Origin of the sequence: Candidatus Pelagadaptatus aseana, from assembly GCF_040362265.1 — a bacterium.
GTDB classification, from domain to species: domain Bacteria; phylum Pseudomonadota; class Gammaproteobacteria; order Pseudomonadales; family Cellvibrionaceae; genus Pelagadaptatus; species Pelagadaptatus aseana.
Map to the genome: position 1 here is coordinate 260441 of NZ_BAABNJ010000001.1, position 19371 is coordinate 279811.

The following is a 19371-nucleotide window of genomic DNA, read 5'->3' on the forward strand; positions in this document are numbered from 1 at the left end:
TGCAACTACGATGACAACTACTACGGGGATCAGATTTGTCAGGAGGACCAACCGGTTCCGCCAACGTCATCCTGAGTTCTCTCCTACCATACTGTGGTCTCCCCGAGTCATTCTGAGGCCTCACCCAGTCATTCTGAGGAGCCCTGGCGACGAAGGATCTCCCGAAGCGACCGCCAAGATCAGAGATTCTTCGCCGCTGCGCGACTCAGAATGACAAGGGTGGCAGAATTTTCGTCCCCTGCTTGTCCCCAATCAAGCTTTCTTATTTATTAATCCACTCTTCGGATATATTCTTGAGATTGATTGTCATTAACATACATCATTGATTCAGACAGGTAGCTCCCCCACCATGAATTCCCTTTGGTCCCTCAAGGCTGGCGACACCGCCAAAATCGTAAATTTTAGTGACGAGTTGCCCGCAAGCTACCAATCCAGATTGACCGAGCTGGGCTTTCACCCAGGCAATGAAGTCAACTGCCACCACTCACCGGGCATGGGCGCTCCCAAGGTCTACCGGGTAAGCAACACCTTCTACTCACTGGATGACAAAATCGCCGGGCAAATCGCCATCGAACGGTCAGAATAACCCCCTGAGCCCCTCTGAAGTCTAAGCATTATGAGCAAAATCATTCTCGTCGGCAGCCCCAACTCCGGCAAAAGCCTGCTGTTTAACCGCCTCACCGGGTTGCAACACAAAGTGGGCAACTTCCCCGGCATCACGGTGGATGTCAGCTCCGGCAACCTCTCAACCAATCCGGAAATCAATCTGGTGGATTTCCCTGGAACCTATTCGCTGCAATCCATTTCCGGTGAAGAGCAGGTTGCGGTCGACCAGTTCTATCGCGCCCTGACCGACCCCGATGTTGCCGGCGTGGCCTGTGTACTGGATATCACCCGTCTGGAAAAGAGCCTGTTTCTGGCTTCACAAATGGTGCGCGAATGCGCCCGGCATCAGAAACCGCTGGTGATTCTGGCCAATATGTACGACGTCCTGCAGAAACACGGCATGCAGATTGATCTGGATGGTTTATCAGACGAACTGGGCGCTCCGGTTATTGCCCTCTCAGCCCGCTCCGGTCTGGGCATCAACAAACTGCATGAATGGATGGCCAGCGCCAAAGAGCGGCTTTGTGAAGCGATCGAATTCGATCACGCCCAGGCTCCCAACCCCAAATACGCCGACACCCCGGATGAAATCCTGCGCGGCAACAGCTACCAGCTGAGCACCAAGTACAGCCCCAAAGGCGATCTGCTGGTGAAATCACAGGCCCGCCTCGACAGCTTCTTTTTACACTCGGTGACCGGCGGCATTTCGTTTTTTGTGATCATGTACCTGCTGTTCCAATCCATTTTTACCTGGTCCGGCCCGGCCATGGATGCGGTGGAGGGGGCACTGGCCGCAGCGGCGGGGTGGATCGTCCCCCTGATCCCCAATCAAATTGCCGCGGATTTTGTGGCCGACGCCCTGTTCAGTGGCGTCGGTGCGTTTCTGGTGTTTGTACCTCAGATTTTTATTCTGACCTTTATTATCGGCCTGCTGGAAGACTCCGGTTATATGGCCCGCGCCGCGCTGATCTGCCACAAACCGCTGCGTCTGTTCGGTCTGACCGGCAAGAGCTTTATTCCACTGTTGTCCGGCGTGGCCTGCGCCATTCCCGGCATCTACGCATCGCGCGCGGTCGACTCGCCCAAGAAGCGCCGCCTGACCTATATGGCCGTACCGTTGATGCCCTGTTCGGCGCGCCTGCCGGTGTATCTGGTGTTGATTGCCGCGTTTCTGCCACAGACCACCGCACTGGGCGGCCTCATTGGCTGGCAGGGGCTGGCCATGACGCTGGTGTATCTGTTCGGCCTGATGTTTGCCCTGCTGGTGACGGGTCTTATCTCCCGCTTCAGCAAGGAAAAGTTTGACGACCTGCCGTTTATTCTGGAGATGCCACCCTACCGATTGCCGGGTCTGAAACCGCTGCTGCGTCACTCCTGGAACCGCAGCAAGCACTTTGTCACCAAGGCCGGTGGCGTGATCTTTATGGTCACCGCGGCGGTCTGGTTTCTGGGCTACTTTCCCAATCAAGGCGAAGACCTGACCAGTTCCTGGCTGGCGCAGATCGGCCAGTTTATGGAGCCGGTGTTCGAACCTCTGGGGCTCGACTGGCGCTACGGCGTAGCCATTATTTCGTCGTTGCTGGCGAGGGAAGTGTTTGTCGGGGTACTGGGCACCATGTTCGGCATTGAAGGCGCCGAAGAAAACATGGTGTCGCTGGTGGACACCATTCAGGCCAGCAACCTGCCATTGGGTTCGGGACTGGCCCTGCTGGTATTCTTCTCCATCGCCCTGATGTGCATTTCCACCATGGCGATTCTGCGCAAAGAGAGCAATTCCAACAGTCTGGTGGTAAAGATGTTTATTGGCTACGGTCTCGCCGCTTATGCCATCGCCCTCGGGGTTTTCCAGCTGGCACAACTGCTGAGCTAAACCCGGCTGACTGCTGCTAACCGGGGGCAATCAATGGTAGGATTGCCCCTCAACCAGCAGGAAGTAAATCATGTCTCAAAGCTTTGAAGTCCAGGGAGAAATCCACTCCATTGGCGACACCACCGAATACGGCAGCAACGGTTTTACCAAGCGTGAATTTGTTATTAAAGCCACTGGCGAAGGGGAAAACCCCGCCTACCCCAACTATCTGGCTTTCGAGCTGATCAAGGACAAGTGCGGCATCATGGACGCCTACAATCTGGGCGACGAAATCAAGGTGCACTTCAATTTGTCCGGTCGCCTCTGGTCACCCCCGGGCAAACCGGAAAAATGCTTTAACAGCCTGCAGGCCTGGCGCATTGAATCGGCCAGTCAGGCCCCGGCTTACGATCAGGGCATGCCGGATTTTAATCAGGCGCCACCATCGTCCATGTACGAAGATGACGACGTGCCTTTTTGATTTAACGAATCAAAGCCCGACCAGGCGCTCCTGTGAGCGCCTGGATTGATCCTGCACAACCACTAATTTTCTGCCCCCATCAACAACGCACCATCGTAATCCAGCGCATCCACCAGCAACAGTTGCGACTCATTCAGCGGCAGCGCCAGCGTCCGACAGAACGATTGGCTGGTGCGATCGCGGTACAACTCGGAACACACCATCACATCTTCGCTGCCGGCATTCTGCGTCAGCAGCTCCACAAAGAAAGGCCGGTGCGACCAGCTGTAGCCCACATAGGCATGATCGATGTGCAACTGATCCGCACCCACTTCAAAGTTCGGGCTGGTCTGTTGCCCGAAGCGGTCGCACAGATAAAACCGGATCACACCGGATTCGGATAATGCTGCGGCATCGACCTGTACGTCCGAATCACTGCCTATGGTCTCAGCCAGCTGGCGTGTCAGGCCTTGCAGACTTTCAAAGCGCTTTTGCTTGAGCTCACTGACACGGAGCTTGCGCGTCAGATAGGATTGATTCAGCTGGCGACACAGATCAACGGAGTCCTCTGCGGCAATGGTTTGTTCCATGGCCTGATAAAACAACCAGCCCTGACAGAACTCGGCGCCGCACTCCAGGGCAAAGTGATACTCCTCCTCGGTTTCAATGCCTTCACAGACAATCATACAGCCACTGCGCTGCGCCATATTGGCAAACGACAACAGAAAATCCGACGTCAGCACATCGCCATTGGCGCGCTTGAACAAATGCATATCCAATTTAATGATATCGGGATTGATCGCCAGCAGGCGCTCGATTTGCGAGGCGCCATTGCCAAAATCATCAATGGCAACGCGCACACCGGCGGCCTGATATCGGGCCACCACGGTTTTCAATTTATCGAGATTGCCACTGAGCTCATTGATTTCAATCACGACCCGCGCCGGATCAATCCCCACCTGCTCAATCATATCCAGAGTGGGTATCACATCCTCAATACCAAGCTGATCGATCCAACTCGGGGAAACATTGAACGACAGAATACCGGCTTCAGGGTTGCTGGCGAAATATTGCAGAGCCTGCAAACGCACATGGCGATCCCAACACAAGCGATCGCTGGCGGAATAATCGGCGCAATCAAAAATATGACCCGCCGATACCATCTTTTCACCCTGCCTGATTCGAGCCAGCGCTTCATAGCCCGCAATTTTCCCGGAGGGCGCGTGGACAATGGGCTGAAAATAAGGAACCAGACAATCGGGATCGATCATTCCAGAGCTTTGCTCGCTGAGCGAAACCAGAGCGCTCTGAACCAGATCAAAATTCCAATCATTGTTAAACATTGGGGGCTCCCCCCCAGACATCTTTGGTCGCCCGCAGCATCACCACTGGCACTGACAAACGGTGGGCGCTATCACCCATGACTTCACACACAACAAAACCTCTGTGACAGCAGAGGCATTTACCCCTGCAAAACATACAACCCGCCCATATAGGCAAAGTCCGCGCCAGCCATACCAAAACCTTAGTTTTCACCCTGAGAAGGCGCTTCAGCCCCTTAAACCATCAATCCGCGCACCAAAACGGGCACACAAAAACAACCATGCACCAAAAAGATGCATCAATCTGTTGGCGCGATTTTCCATAGCGAAAGTCTCGCTGGGGCAATGCGCCGCCCCCGCCTCACAGCTACGATAGTTACAATGACAATAACTACGGATACGTTGAATGCGCTTTTATCTGCTGGCCGCTGCGGCCATTTTCTCCCACGCCACCCTTGCTGATACCCTGCAAGCCGGCGAACTGATGTTTACCGATCAGCAAGGCAAGCCTCTGGCCCAGGTAATGGTCACCCAGACCCCAACCCAGATCCCCGAGGCCGACCTGTCCGATGACGGCTATGCCCCACACGGTGTCACCAATCGATCCGCTACGACCCTGACCCGTTTCAGCGATGCCGAGGGTAAAATCCATTTTGAGCACACCGAGGGACAGTTCAGCTATCGCGCCCGGGCCCAGGGCTTTCGCGATATCTATTTCGACAGCCCGGAAGGTGAGAAGACTCTGATCCCTATGAGTGAACAGGAATACATCGCCAGCTACCCCTCCAATGTCTGGTTATCGCAGCTGCAGTTCGGTGGCGACGAAACCCTGAAAAAATCTTTCCAGCTGAACTGCGCTTTCTGCCACCAGCAGGCGTCACCCTTTATGCGCAACGAGCGCACCCCGGAGCAGTGGGTCAGTGTGATCGAGCGCATGAACACCTACGGCGCTCGCCTGCCCAACGACGAGCATCAACGCGTGGCCGAACTGCTGCAACAGGAATACCGCGAGTTGCGCGACAACCCTCAGACCGTGCCCGAGCCGAAGCGCTGGCAAGCCCACTTGTCTGACATCGAAATGACCGAGTGGCCCATCGGCGATGGCTTTTCTCAAATGCATGACTTCCTGCTGCACCCCAACGGTTACGTCTACGTCGGCGACAATCTGTTTGATCGCATCTACGAGATAGATCCGGACACTGGGGATTACACCGTCTATAAAGTGCCCCATTACGAAGACGCCAAAGTCGGCGGCATTCTCGGCAACCGTTTTCAGGTATTCCCGAAAATGTACAACTACATGGGTGTGCACTCGTTTGCCTACTCCAAAAAAGACGGCAATATTTTTATTACCCCGTCCATGCAGCAGGCACTGCTTGAGTTCGACGTCAGCAAAAAAGAATTCATCATTCACGACATGCCCAGAGGCTTTTACCCACACACCATCCGCACCGATGACAACGACGACGTCTGGTTCACCATGGCCCTGTCGTCTCAGGTGGCCCGGTTTAATCGCAGCAGCGGCGAATTCAAAATGTACGACCTGCCGGCGCGCAGCCTGAAAGAGTGGGCCATCCTGAAAATGCTGCCGGCGATCTTCAGCATGGATCCGGAGAATCGACCTACCCCGTCACCGGATAACGAGTCCTCCGGTTTGCCCATGCCTTACGGTATTGATGTTGCGCCGGATGGCGGTGTCTGGGTGGCGCGACTCTACGCCAATGACATTGCCCATATTGATCCCGATACCGACGAGATCACCATGATCAAATTCCCTTACAACGGTCCGCGTCGCTTGCGCACCGACGCCGACGGCAATGTCTGGATTGTGGCGTTTCAGGATTCTCTGCTGGTGAAGTACGACCCGGCCGCCAAACAATTTACCGACTACGAATTGCCCGTGGTCAATGAACTGCCCTATGCCCTTAACGTCGATCGCCAGCGTGGCACAGTGTGGGTTAACGGCAACCAGTCCGACACCATTCTGGGTTTTGATATCGCCAGCGAAAGCTGGAAGGTTTACCCCATGCCACGGCAGCGCTTCTTTACCCGCGACATTGAAATTGCCGAAGAAGATGGGGCCATTTACACCAGTAACTCGCACTTCCCGACCTGGCAAACCGAAGGTGGCACCCCGACACTGTTAAGGATTACACCGCGTGATTAAATTACGAATGGCTGTGGTCATGATCGCAGCAGCCGTCATGCAAACCGGGTGCGCTGAGCCGTCTCATATGGCTGCCGGACAAATTGCCCCAGAGCCGGCTTCAGGCTGGCAACATTATGGCGGCGATGAGGGCGGCAAGCATTATTCCAGCGCCGGACAAATCACCCGGGCCAATGTCGATCAACTGGAAGTGGCCTGGGAGTTTCGCAGTGGCGACCAGGAAACCCACGCCGATTTGATGCACCAAACTTCGGCACAAGCCACGCCGCTACTGTTACCTGAAGCGGCGGGTGAATCACTGGTTTATTGCACGCCCTTTAATCGCATCATCGCGCTTGATCCGGGCAGCGGTGAACAACGCTGGAGCTTTGATCCTAAAATCGATACTGGGGGCGACCGCACCTTTCGCTGCCGCGGATTGTCCTACTACGAAGAAACGCGTGTACCGGCAGGTGAAGCGTGCCGCCATCGCCTGTTTACCAGCACCCACGATCGCCAGCTGATTGCCGTGGATGCCCTCACCGGCAATACCTGCTCCGGCTTTGGCAACAACGGCCGAATTGCGCTCTATGGTTCGGAAGAACCCGCCGGCCATGTCGCCAACTCTTCTGCGCCGGTCGCCGCCAATGGCGTGGTCGTCACCGGCTCCACCATCATTGATTTTGCCTACAGCAAAACCCCGCGCGGCACCGTACTCGCCTTTGACACCCTCGATGGCTCAGCGGTCTGGCAATGGGACCCTCTGGGCGACCCTGAAACAGAAGCCGGCCATAAAGAAAGTGGCAGCGCCAATGTCTGGGCGCCCATTTCTGTGGATACCGATAACAATCTGGTGTTTTTACCCACCAGCGCGCCCTCGCCGGATTACTACGGTGGCAACCGCGATGGCAACAATAATCACGCCAACAGTGTGGTCGCCCTTAATTTAACCAGCGGCGAACTGGTCTGGTCGTTTCAGCATGTGCGCCACGATCTCTGGGATTACGACACGCCAGCGCAACCCATTTTATTTGACTGGAATAAAGACGGTGAAACCATTCCCGCGCTGGCCCAGCTGACCAAGCAAAGCTATGTGTTTATTCTCAACCGTCTGACCGGAGAATCCCTGTGGGAAATTACCGAGCACCCGGTACCCCCATCACAAATTCCGGGCGAACAGGCCGCGGCAACCCAGCCCAAGCCCATCGCACCACCGCAGTTACTGGATCCTTTTTTGATGCCGCAACACGCCTGGGGATTAACGCCATGGGATCGCAACCACTGCGCCAAACAACTGGCCGCACTGGATAATCTGGGTGTGTTTACTCCCTTGAGTGAAAAACTCACACTGCTGTTTCCCGGCAGCCTCGGTGGCCCCAACTGGGGCGGCGGCGCCTTGCTGGCCGATCAGGACACGCTGCTGGTCAACGTCAATAACATGCCCTTTACCGCACGTTTGATTGCCACCGGCGACAGCGAACAGGGCGGCGAGCGGGATCATCCCACCGCCGGTGAACGCATGCGTTTGAAAATGAACGGCACCCCTTATGACGTCGATCTGGGTGCCCTGGTGTCACCGCTGGGCATTCCCTGCAACGAACCGCCCTGGGGCAAACTGGTGGCCGTCAGTCTGACCGGCGGCAAGATTCTGTGGGAAAAACCGCTGGGCTCGGTGCATGAAATGGGTCCCATCAAAGCGCCCTTCCACATTGATTGGGGCACCCCCAATCTGGGCGGTGGCATAGCCACAGCCGGCGGCCTGTTTTTTATCGGTGCCACCATGGATCGACAGATTCGCGCCTTTGATGTCACCACCGGCGATGTGCTGTGGCGCCACACCCTGCCCATTGACGCCACCGCCACCCCCATGACCTATGTATACAAAGGCAAGCAATACGTGGTGATCAACGCTGGCGGGCACGCCATGTTTAACCGCGGCCAAAGTGATTACCTGATGGCGTTCGCCCTGCCAGAACAATAACGACGAGACGTTTGATGAAATTTTTAAAAATAGTTTGTGCGGCTATCGCAATACTGTTGATAGCGGCCGGCGGTTGGCTGGCACTGCAGGACAAACCCCTGAAAAAAATTGAAACCCTGGCACTGCAACACGCCGACACCCTGCACCTTGGAGTACTCGGCGAAAAGCTGTTTGACCAGCACTGCGCCGGTTGCCATGACAACCCACAGATGCACGCCCCCAGTCGTGAAGCCCTGTCGGGGTTTTCTCTCGACACCGTGGCAGTCGCCATGAAATTCGGCAAGATGCAGCCCATGGCCTCACACCTGAGTGATATCGAACAGGGGCTGATTGCCATTTACCTGTCCGGCTCGGAATCCGCCGAATTCGACTGGATGGATAACAACGCCTGCCAACACCCGGATGCCGTCGCGGGTGAAAGCTTTGTCAGTAACTGGGGACTGGGTGAAGGCAATCGTCGTCATCTGCCGCCCGATCTGACCCGCATCAATCGCGACAATGTGGGCTCATTGGAACTCGCCTGGGCACTGGCCTTCCCCAAGGTCACCGACATGCGCTCCCAGCCAGTGGTGCTCGGTAACACCCTCTATTTTGGTGATAAAAGCGGCCGTCTGTATGCGATCGATCGAACCGCAGGTTGTGTCCATCGCCACACCAAAGTCGCCAGTGGCATTCGCTCGGCCATCACTCTGGCAGAGGACGCCGCCGGGAAACCGCTGTTGGTTTTTGCCGATTCCATGGCTGTGGTGTACGCCGTCAATCCGAGCAACTTCGAGATTGAATGGCGCGCCGATATGCGTCTGTTCAGCACCTCCACCATCACCGGCTCCATCAGCTTCCACCAGGATAAATTGTTTGTTCCCATCTCGTCCTATGAAGTAGCCGCTGCCGGCAACCCGCAACACGTTTGCTGTAAATCCCATGGCGGTGTCATAGCACTGGACATTGAAAACGGTGAGCGCCTGTGGGAATGGCACGCCACCCAGGATGCTGTCGAGCAGGGCATCACCACCGATGGCAAAACCCTGTTTGGCCCTTCTGGCGCGTCGGTGTGGAGCACACCCACCATCGACGCCGAGCGCAACCGTCTCTATATCGGTACCGGAGAAAATCTGACCCACCCGGCCACCGAGACCTCCGATGCGGTAGTGGCACTGGATCTGGACAGCGGCAAACAACTCTGGGTCTTTCAGGCCACCGCCAACGATGTCTGGAACGCCGCCTGCCTCAATGGCGGCAGCAACTGCCCGGAAAACGCCGGCGGTGATTTCGATATTGGCGCCTCCATTATTCACGCCCAGTTGAACGATGGCACCGAGCTGTTACTGGCAGGACAAAAATCCGGCGATGCCATGGCACTGGACATGGACGGCAAGCTGCTGTGGAAAACCCGCGTCAGCAACGCCGCCATCGGCCCCAATCAACATCAGACCACCACTAATGGCGGCATTCACTGGGGCATGGCACTGTCGGGGGAATACCTGCTGGTACCGGCCGCCGATCCCGAGCGTCAGCGCCCCGAGTACACGCCCCGCCCCGGCATTCACGCACTCAATGTGCGCACCGGTGAGCCCATCTGGTTTCAGGGGGTAGAGCGCGGTTGCTATCTGGCCGACGAAGACAAGCCCTTGGTGGGTCTGCAAAATATGCGGTCCGGAAAAAACCGGCCACTGGCAGAGCAATACCAGTGCTCCTTCTATTACGGCTTATCGGCTTCAGCCACCGCCACCGACGAGGTGGTGTTCAGCGGTGGTCTCAATGGCGTACTGCGCGCCTACGATATTCAAAGCGGCAAGATTTTATGGCAAACCGAAACCGCCGTACCCTTTGATACCGTCAATGGCATCGACGGCCACGGTGGCGCCATTGATGTGGATGGTCAGGTATTGGCCGGCGACTGGCTCTATGTGCAATCGGGCTATGCCATGTTTGGGCAGTTGCCCGGCAATGTGCTGCTGGGATATCGGTTGTCAGACCAATAACACGGATACATATTATTTCTACAGGTGGCCGGCACTGACGCCGCCACCTGTTATCCCGCCTCCCGCTTGACGTATCCGCGCTTCTTTACCGCTTCATCACCTTCCTCTTAATCCTCGCCCCCATTTACCGCAGGGTCCAAAACCCACTCTGCACCCTCGCCCCCAAATAACTACGAATTCATTTGATAATCATTATCAGTTGCATTACTATCCGCGCCCTAACGATTAAAACCTCGGCCCCACAATAAAGTCCACCGCCACAGAGCAAGCGCCGAATCCAAACACCATAAGGAGAGCATTTCATGTTCAAGCAACGTACTCTGGCTGCAGCCATCGCTCTGGCAACTTCCGCCTTCGCTCTGGCTGACAATCACATCGAAGAAGTGACCATCATTGGCTCACCTGAAGATGCCCGTCAGGTTGCCGGCTCAGGCGCCGTGGTAGGCAGTGAACAAATCAATATCGAGTCACTGGTTGATATCAACCAGGCTCTTAAAACCGTTCCCGGTATTTACATTCGCGAAGAAGACGGTGCCGGCCTGCGCCCTAACATTGGCATCCGCGGCGCCACCTCCGAGCGCAGCAGCAAGGTAACCCTGATGGAAGACGGCGTTATGATTGCACCGGCTCCCTACACCGCACCCGATGCTTACTACTTCCCGACAGCCATGCGCATGTCCAACATCGAAGTGCTGAAAGGTGCCCCACTGCTTCGCTATGGCCCGCAAACCACCGGCGGCGTCATCAACATGGTTACCACCCCGATCCCCGCTGAAAATGGCGGTGAAGTTGAGCTGATCGTCGATGAGCGTGGTTCCACCGACATCCATGCTCACTACGGTGCCAACTCCGGCCAGTGGAGCTGGCTGGTTGAAACCGTCCAGCGCGACGCGGAAGGTTTCAAAGACATTGACCGCAGCAGCCAAGATACCGGCTTTGATATCGAAGATTACATGGTCAAGGTGGGCTGGCAGTCTGCCGGCGAAGGTCCGAAACAAAACCTGTTGTTGAAACTGCAATACTCCGAAGAAACCTCTGACGAAACCTATCTGGGCCTGACCGACGCCGACTTTAAAGCCGACGAAGATCGCCGTTACGGTCTGTCCGAGCTGGATCAGATGAACAACCGTCACGAGCACCTCTCCCTGACGCACAACATTGAACTGAGCGATACGGTTTCCATGCAAACCATTGCCTACTTCAACGAGTACAAGCGCGACTGGTTCAAACTCAGTGGTGGCGGTTCCTACGTTGATGCGGCCAATGCCGGTGATGCCAATGCCCAGGGCATTCTGGACGGCACCATTGACGAAGCCGGTCTGGACTACAAGCACAACAACCGTGTGTACAAATCCCGCGGTCTGGATGTCAACTTTGATATCGACTTGGGCAATCACCAAGTCGCGGTTGGCGGCCGCCTGCACGACGATGAAATGGATCGCTACCAGCCCGTTGAAGTCTATGATCAGGTTAATGGCGAGCTGGTATACGTCAGCACCACCGCACCGACTGGCAGCAACAACCGCGAAGAAGAAACCGAGGCTTACACCCTGTGGCTGACCGACAGCTGGCAAGCCACCGAAACCCTGAATGTGAACATGGCCCTGCGCTATGAACGCGTTGACAGCAGTCGTGTACAGTGGGACAACCCGGAGCGCACCGTGGTGGATTCCACTCGCTCCAGCAAAACCGAAGAACTGCTGCCCGGCGTGTCCTTCACCTACGACCTGAATAACCAGTGGCAGCTTCTGGCCGGCGTTCATAAAGGTTTCTCACCACTGGGTGGCGGCGCCAAAGAAACCGAAGACCCTGAGACCAGCATCAATTACGAAGCCGGAGCCCGCTTCAGTCAGGACGCCTGGTTTGTGGAAGCCATCGCTTTCTACAGCGACTTCTCCGACAAAGCCGAGAATTGTTCCGTAGGCAGCCCCTGTAGTAATGGCGACACCTCCGGCAGCTTCACCACCGGTGAGGCGGTTATTCAGGGTGTAGAACTGCAAGCCAGCACCTCTTTCATGGCCGGCGACTTTACCGTACCCGTGGATTTGGCCTACACCTACACCGACGCCGAAGCCACTCAGAACAGCGCCGACAACACCACCGTACTGGATGGCGACACGCTGAAAGATGTACCTGAGCACACGGCAAGCCTGCGCGTTGGTCTGGAGCACGGCAATGGCTGGAACAATTACGCTGTAGCAAAATACATCAGCGAAACCTGTGTTGAAGCCGGCTGCAACCGCACCAACGACCCGTTCGGCGAAACCGACTCCCTTTTCGTCGTAGACTTTATCAGTCGCTACACGTTGAACAGCGATGCAACCGTTTTCCTGAAAGTGGAAAACCTGCTGGACCAACAGGAAATTGTTTCCCGTACCCCAGACGGTGCTCGCCCCAACAAAGCACGCACTGCGTCTGTTGGTATCAACTACAAGTTCTAAGAGATCTTACCAACCAGTCGCCTGATACCAGGCGCTGGTTGTGCCTCAACGGACAAAAAAATACCCGCAATCTGCGGGTATTTTTTTATGAGTCTTAAAATTTTGGCCGTCAAATCAGGCAAAGGTTATGCGGCAAAATCATCACCACCACTTCATCGCCTTCCACCAAACGCTGATCCACCGTCTTCACCGCTATCAACGACAGCCCTCCCAGAGAACAGCGCACATAGGTGTGATCACCGGTCATAATCAGCTCCTCGACAACCGCGGCGGCACCGGCACTTTTTTCCACCTGTACGTATTGTGGACGAACCAACAGCTCCTGCCCCGTTGCCACCACCATGGATTCGTCCATCAACACAGCGCCGTTATCGCGCTGCACCAGCAACCACTCGCAGGAGAACTGATTAAGCTCACCGAGTAACTTGCCCACGGTGCCATTAACGGGGTTCAGATAAACGTTCTCGACCCGATCAAACTGTGCCACCGCACCGTCGGCCATCACCGCAATTTTATCGGCAAAGGCAAAGGCCTCGGTTTTGTTGTGGGTGACAAAAATGGTGGAGATTTTTTTCTGCTTTAAAATCTGGCGAATATCGCGCATCAACTCAAAGCGAATCTGATGATCGATATTGGAGAAGGGTTCGTCCATCAACAACACCTGGGGTTTCGCGGCCAGAGTACGGGCAATGGCCACGCGCTGTTGCTGGCCACCGGAGAGCTCATGGGGGTAGCTGCCCAGTTTGTCCTCAAGCCCCACCAGTTGCAGCAACTCGCGCGCCTCAGCCACAGCAGACTTGGGCAGCGAAAAGGCGACGTTGTCCAGCACGGTCAGATGGGGAAACAGGGCGTAATCCTGAAAGATCATACCCACCTGACGCTTCTCCGGCGGCCAGAAAACCTTTGGGCTGTTTACCACCGAGCCATTAACCCGGATAAACCCGGAATCAATCGGCAGCAAGCCGGCCACGGCTTTTAACAACGTGCTCTTGCCGCAGCCACTTTTGCCAAACAGGCAAACGATTTCACCGTCGTTGTCACCGTCACCCACGTTCAGATTAAAGTCTTTCAACACCGACTCAGAGCGATAGGAGCAATAGAGGTTTTCAATTTTCAAGCGCATACAATCAATATCCCATCACAACTACGAACGGTTGCGAGCCATAACCATTACCGGCAACAAACCCATTAACACAATAAAAATTGCCCCCAGAGACGCCAACTCCAACTGCTCATCCGACACATACTGATACACATAGGTTGCCAGAGTATCGTAATTAAACGGGCGCAAAATCAAAGACGCGGGCAACTCCTTCATGCACTCAATCAACACCAGCAGAGCCGCTGTCAGCATGGGCATTTTCAACAGAGGCAGGTGCACGCGATAAAAAGTTTGCCAGGCATTCTGCCCCAACAGGCGGCTGGATAAATCCAGCGATTCGGGCAATCTGGAAAAACCCGCTTCTATGGCGCCGTTGGCAATGGCCATAAACCGGATGATAAAGGCAAAGCCAATAGCAAACACGGTACCGCTGAAAATCAGACCGGGTCGCTCCAGCGAAAACGACTGCGCCCAACGGTTAACCCCGTGATCCAGCGCCGTCAGAGCGATCAGCACACCGATGGCCAACACCGTTCCCGGAATCGCGTAACCACTGGAAGAAAGCTTCACCGGCACCTGCTGCCAGACACTGCTGTGCAGGCGCTGATTGTAGGTAAACAGCAGTGCCATCAGCAAACAGATCAGGGCCACACTGCCCGACAGCGTCAGGCTGTTCCAGCTGTATTCAAACAACTCTTCACTCCAGGCCTCAGAGAAATAACTGAAAGCAAAATCCAGCAACGTGACAAACGGAAACAAAAAGCCGGCAACGAACAGGCTCGCGCAAAATAACCAGGCCAGCACCCGACCTTTAATACTCATCTTCAAACGCAAAACCGATCCGGCATTCTTGCCCGCCAGCTGCACCTGACCGCGACGGCTGACTCGTTCCAGAATCACCAATGCCATAATCCCCAGCAACATAAACACCGAGAGCCGCGCCGCGGCTTCCAGACTGTTCAACCCCAGCCAGGTGTCATACACCGCGGTGGTCAGGGTGCTGACAGCGAAATAATGAGCCACGGCAAAGTCGGCCAGGGTTTCCATCGCAACCAGACTGACGCCAATCACAATGGCCGGCCGGGCCAGCGGCAGGGCGACGCGCCAGAAGCTCTGCCAGGGCGAGGCACCCAACAATCTGGCGGCGTTAACCAGCTGCGCTTCTTGCTGGGCAAAGGTATTGCGAACGATCAGATAGATGTAGGGAAACAAACCCAGTGCCAGCACCAGTGCAGCACCGGAAATGGAGCGCACTTCCCAGAAGCTGTAGTCCTGTGGCGATGTCCAGCCAAATACCCCGCGCAATGCTCGCTGCACGGGTCCGGCGTAATCGAGGAAATCGGTGTAAATATAGGCCACCACATAACCGGGCATGGCCAGCGGCAACAGCAGCATCCAGGAAAAGTAGCGGCGCCCCGGGAACTCGCAATTGGCCACCCACCAAGCCGCCGGCAGGGCAAACAGCAACGCAAACACAATCGTCAGGGAAACCAGTTTGAGGGAGTTGCCGACATAATCCCAAAGCACCGTATCGAGCAGATGCTGAAAGGTCTCATCAGCCGGCTGTAAACTGCTGATGATCAAAGCCAACAGGGGCAGGGAAAGCAAGAGCGCCAACAGCCAGCTGGGTATCAACCAGTTTTTGGCGGGTTTTGCGAACATTCAGAACTTCCCCAGACAAAAAAGGGGCATTCTACCTAATAATGAGAATGATTTTTGATCTTTTTATACGGAGCTCAGGGCCATCCCCGCGACCGCGGCAATGGCCTGTGAGCCATAACAGCCATTACAGGTCGAACTTGACCTCATCGAGCAGCTTCAAAGCCGCCGGACGATTTCTGGCAATGGTCTCAAGCGCCAGGTCATCGGCCTCAAACGTGCCCCAGGAATCCACCAGTTCGGAATTTTTCACACCGGGTTTTACCGGGTATTCCATATTCACCGAGGCGTAAATTTCCTGTGCCTGATCGCCGCTCAGGTACTCCATCAGCCGTACCGCATTGGTCTTGTTGGGGGCGTACTTGGTCAGCACCATGCCACTGACATTAACGTGGGCGCCACGATCCTTCTGATTGGGGAAATTGATGTTGACGGCATCGGCCCAGGGCTTCTGCTCTTCGTTGTTGAGCATCTTGCCGAAGTAGTAGCTGTTACCCAGCGCCACGGAGCACAGGCCTTCCTTGATGGCTTTTACCTGCGCCCGGTCATTGCCCTGTGGGCGGCGGGCCAGATTGGCTTTAACACCCTGCAGCCACTCTCTTGCGCCCGCTTCGCCGTGATGGGCTATCAGGGAAGCCACCAGAGCCACGTTGTAGGGGTGTTTGCCACTGCGGGTACAAATCTGACCCTTGTACTTTTCATCGGTGAGATCTTCGAAGGCAATACCGGACAGATCCCCCAGAGTTTTGGCCGAATAGATATTGCGAACCCTCAGCGTCAGGGCAAACCAGTGATTTTCCGGATCGCGATACTGGGCGGGAATATTGGCGTTGATGACATCGCTGCTCAGAGCCTGTGACAGCCCCTTGTCGGAGAATTCCACTACCCGACTGATGTCCGTGGCCAGAACCACATCCGCCGGACTGAACTCGCCTTCTCGCTGCAAACGCTCTACCAGTCCCTTCTTGGCGTAGACGATATTGGCCTTGATACCTGTCTCGGCAGTAAAGGCCTCCAACACCGGCTCGATCAGATAGGCCTGACGATAGGAGTAAATATTCACTTCCTCTGCAGCATTAACTACAAAGGAGCTTAGACACAATATTCCAGTTACCAACAATTTCTTCATCTTGAATCACTCGTTCCTTTTAATAACGACCAGCGGACCTCGAAACAGCCCTTGCGTACGCCATACAGTGACAGCAGGCAGCACCATACCCGCAAACCCGCAATAACGCAATTGAGAATTAATTGCATTTATATGACACAGCAATCCGTCCGGCGTTTTCTGATTTTTGCCATATACTTGAACAGATAAAAACAAACACCCAATACAGAGACTGATACAGAATGCTCAAACCGGCCCTCCCCGATTCAGAAGTCGAGCGACTGGCGACCCTGGAAAGCCTCAATATTCTCGATACCGCCGCCGAAGAGCGGTTCGACCGAATCACCCGGGTCGCCAGCAAAATGTTTCAGGTGCCGACGGTACTGGTCAGTCTCATAGACAGTCACCGGCAGTGGTTTAAATCCCGGGTTGGCTGCGACGTTACCGAGACGCCAAGGGAGATCTCTCTTTGCGGTCATGCCATCCTCAGTGACGACACCTACATCATTCCCGATGCCTCCAAAGACCCTCGTTTTGCCGACAACCCATTGGTGACTGGCCCATTCCAATTGCGGTTTTATGCCGGCCAACCCCTGAAAGCCAACAATGGGGAAAAAATGGGCACCCTGTGCCTGCTCGATACCCAACCCCGGCAATTGCAAGACAGCGACATTATGGCGCTGCAGAGCCTGGCCCAAATGGTGGAGGCTGAAATCAACGCCATACAAATCGCCACCATGGATGAGCTTACCGGCATCTCCAACCGCCGCGGCTTCGAACTGCTGGCAGAGCAATGCCTGCAACTGTGCCGACGCAAAAAATTTACGGTCAGTTTTGCCTATATCGATCTGGATGAATTCAAACCAATCAATGACCGCCATGGCCACAAGGAAGGAGACCGGGCCTTGACCCTGTTTGCCCAAAACCTGCAACAGGCACTGCGGCAATCCGACCTGATCGCCCGGGTTGGCGGTGATGAATTTGTTGCCCTGATGCCCGACTGCGAATTAACCCAGGCAAAGGAGACCATTGCTCGTTTGCGCGCCGCCATTGATGAACATTGTCGCGCAGATTCCCTGCCCTACCATATTTTATTTTCAGCGGGCATCATTCAGTACGATCCTGTTCTGCACCCCACGATCCCCGCCCTCATCGATGCCGCCGATAAAGCCATGTACCAAGTCAAGGAACCACGCTGATTCAAGTGATATGGCTGTAACACACAGCGACAACTATATTGAACAAACCGATAGGTCAAACACTCTCAGTCGAGACACTCTTACGTTTGCAATTGACAAGGTCATACTGCCTCCATGAAGAACCCTTCCGATTCATCTTCAAAATCCATCCGGCAAATCAATCCCGCACTGGAGGTGGATCAACTCATCAGCATTCTCGATGAGCTTGGGGCCTATGTATACATCAAGGATCTGGACTATCGCTATCTCTATGCCAATCGATTGGTATGCGATCTCTTTGGCCAAGATCTGACGGATGTTATTGGCAAGGATGATCACGCTTTTTTTAATGATGAAACTGCTTTTGAGCTGCGAGAAAAAGTCGACAGGCCGGTGATCGAAGGCGAGCAAACCATCGAAAGACTGGAAGTCAATCACAGCAAAGGGGAAGTGGAACCCCGTTACTATTGGGTAACCAAGAGCCCGCTCTATAATCAGGCCGGAGAACTTCAGGGCCTGTTTGGAATTTCCACGGATATTTCAGAAACCAAGCGCACCGAAGCGGAACTGAAAGAGAAACAGCTTTTTCTATCCACCATATTAAATAACATCGGCGCCTGTGTTTACGTCAAGGATCGCGATTTAAACTTCCTTTATATCAATCCGCAAACCGAAGAGCTGTTTGAACAAACCCTGTCGCAAATTGAAAGCAAGCCCAGCATAGATGTGATCGGCGAAGAGCAAACGGCCCACTTCGCCACGACCGATCTTCAGGTTTTTGCTACTGGCAAAACAGTGACCTGCAAGGAATCGTTTGTGACCAAAACCGGTATACGCCATTACTGGTCGGTAAAGGTACCGTTGTTTGATGACAAGGGTGAGGTGGATCGCCTGCTGGGTATGTCAACCGACATCACTTCTCAGGTGTTGTCAGAAGAAAGAGCTCAAAAAGCTAACGCCGAATTACAGCAGCGTCTGGAAGAAATTTCAAAGCTCAAGGACCAACTCAAGGAACAGGCCGCCCACGATCCCCTGACCGGTCTTTATAATCGTCGTTATATGGACGACTTTATCAGCCATGAGCTGGCCCGATCCGAACGGGCCAATCTCAAACTGGCCATGATCGTTCTGGATATTGATTTTTTTAAAAAGGTGAACGATCGGTTTGGCCACAAAGCCGGTGATCAGGTACTGATAAATGTCGCCGACATTCTGTCTCACAACTGTCGACATGGTGATGTGGTTTGTCGCTACGGCGGTGAAGAATTTCTGGTACTACTGACTAACATCAGTGAGCCAATGGCTCTGGAGAAAGCCGAAGAGATTCGCCAAAAAGTGGCTCAACTGCGCACCACAATCGACGACATCGAGATCACTACCACGGTCTCTGCCGGTGTCGCCTGCTATCCCGACGACTCGACCGACAACAACGAATTATTTTTATTGGCCGATGCCGCACTCTATGAAGCCAAGGGCCGCGGCAGAAACTGCGTGGTATCGGCCAGAGAACTCAAATCATAGCAACCCCATCGCGTCA

General features: G+C 54.8%; 13 protein-coding genes. 9 read left to right on the plus strand and 4 right to left on the minus strand.

Annotation, left to right across the window (positions count from 1 at the left end):
* Positions 1-349: 349 nt before the first annotated feature.
* The 3 genes from ACPXV9_RS01235 (at position 350) to ACPXV9_RS01245 (ending at position 2936) form a co-directional block, all read left to right on the plus strand.
* The gene (locus tag ACPXV9_RS01235) at positions 350-586 is read left to right on the plus strand and encodes a FeoA family protein (RefSeq protein ID WP_423893884.1); all 237 of its coding nucleotides are present in this window, start codon (positions 350-352) and stop codon (positions 584-586) included.
* Positions 587-616: 30 nt separating this feature from the next.
* Positions 617-2476: a ferrous iron transporter B gene (gene feoB, locus ACPXV9_RS01240; protein WP_423893886.1), complete on the plus strand. Its 1860-nt coding sequence runs from the start codon at positions 617-619 to the stop codon at positions 2474-2476.
* 70 nt (positions 2477-2546) lie between these two features.
* The gene (locus tag ACPXV9_RS01245) at positions 2547-2936 is read left to right on the plus strand and encodes a DUF3127 domain-containing protein (RefSeq protein WP_423893888.1); all 390 of its coding nucleotides are present in this window, start codon (positions 2547-2549) and stop codon (positions 2934-2936) included.
* Between the two features lie 62 nt (positions 2937-2998).
* On the opposite strand, the gene ACPXV9_RS01250 is transcribed toward ACPXV9_RS01245, so the two are convergent.
* Complete coding sequence (locus tag ACPXV9_RS01250; protein ID WP_423893890.1) at positions 2999-4258, minus strand: EAL domain-containing protein; 1260 nt, start codon at positions 4256-4258, stop codon at positions 2999-3001.
* A gap of 385 nt (positions 4259-4643) precedes the next feature.
* Between ACPXV9_RS01250 and ACPXV9_RS01255 the strand changes: the two genes are divergently transcribed.
* The 4 genes from ACPXV9_RS01255 to ACPXV9_RS01270 all read left to right on the plus strand — a co-directional run bounded on the left by ACPXV9_RS01255 (position 4644) and on the right by ACPXV9_RS01270 (position 12787).
* Positions 4644-6404 (plus strand): lyase, encoded by a 1761-nt coding sequence (locus ACPXV9_RS01255; RefSeq protein ID WP_423893891.1) that lies wholly within the window; start codon positions 4644-4646, stop codon positions 6402-6404.
* Positions 6397-8364, plus strand: coding sequence for a pyrroloquinoline quinone-dependent dehydrogenase (locus ACPXV9_RS01260; RefSeq protein ID WP_423893892.1), 1968 nt, complete (start codon positions 6397-6399; stop codon positions 8362-8364). Before ACPXV9_RS01255 ends, ACPXV9_RS01260 begins: the two co-directional genes overlap by 8 nt.
* A 14-nt stretch (positions 8365-8378) precedes the next feature.
* Positions 8379-10346: a PQQ-binding-like beta-propeller repeat protein gene (locus ACPXV9_RS01265; RefSeq protein ID WP_423893894.1), complete on the plus strand. Its 1968-nt coding sequence runs from the start codon at positions 8379-8381 to the stop codon at positions 10344-10346.
* Positions 10347-10648: 302 nt separating this feature from the next.
* Positions 10649-12787, plus strand: coding sequence for a TonB-dependent receptor family protein (locus tag ACPXV9_RS01270; protein ID WP_423893896.1), 2139 nt, complete (start codon positions 10649-10651; stop codon positions 12785-12787).
* A gap of 109 nt (positions 12788-12896) precedes the next feature.
* Here ACPXV9_RS01270 and ACPXV9_RS01275 read toward each other — a convergent pair whose 3' ends face one another.
* From ACPXV9_RS01275 to ACPXV9_RS01285, 3 genes are all read right to left on the minus strand, one after another.
* On the minus strand, positions 12897-13910 hold the full coding sequence (locus ACPXV9_RS01275; RefSeq protein WP_423893897.1) for an ABC transporter ATP-binding protein: 1014 nt from the start codon (positions 13908-13910) through the stop codon (positions 12897-12899).
* A 21-nt stretch (positions 13911-13931) separates the two neighbouring features.
* Positions 13932-15551 (minus strand): ABC transporter permease, encoded by a 1620-nt coding sequence (locus ACPXV9_RS01280; protein ID WP_423893899.1) that lies wholly within the window; start codon positions 15549-15551, stop codon positions 13932-13934.
* Positions 15552-15675: 124 nt separating this feature from the next.
* Complete coding sequence (locus ACPXV9_RS01285) at positions 15676-16611, minus strand: extracellular solute-binding protein (protein ID WP_423893900.1); 936 nt, start codon at positions 16609-16611, stop codon at positions 15676-15678.
* A 287-nt stretch (positions 16612-16898) separates the two neighbouring features.
* Here ACPXV9_RS01285 and ACPXV9_RS01290 point away from each other — a divergent pair, with 287 nt between their 5' ends.
* Both ACPXV9_RS01290 and ACPXV9_RS01295 read left to right on the plus strand, forming a co-directional pair.
* On the plus strand, positions 16899-17855 hold the full coding sequence (locus tag ACPXV9_RS01290; protein WP_423893902.1) for a sensor domain-containing diguanylate cyclase: 957 nt from the start codon (positions 16899-16901) through the stop codon (positions 17853-17855).
* Positions 17856-17969: 114 nt separating this feature from the next.
* Positions 17970-19355 (plus strand): sensor domain-containing diguanylate cyclase, encoded by a 1386-nt coding sequence (locus ACPXV9_RS01295; protein WP_423893903.1) that lies wholly within the window; start codon positions 17970-17972, stop codon positions 19353-19355.
* Positions 19356-19371: the final 16 nt, after the last annotated feature.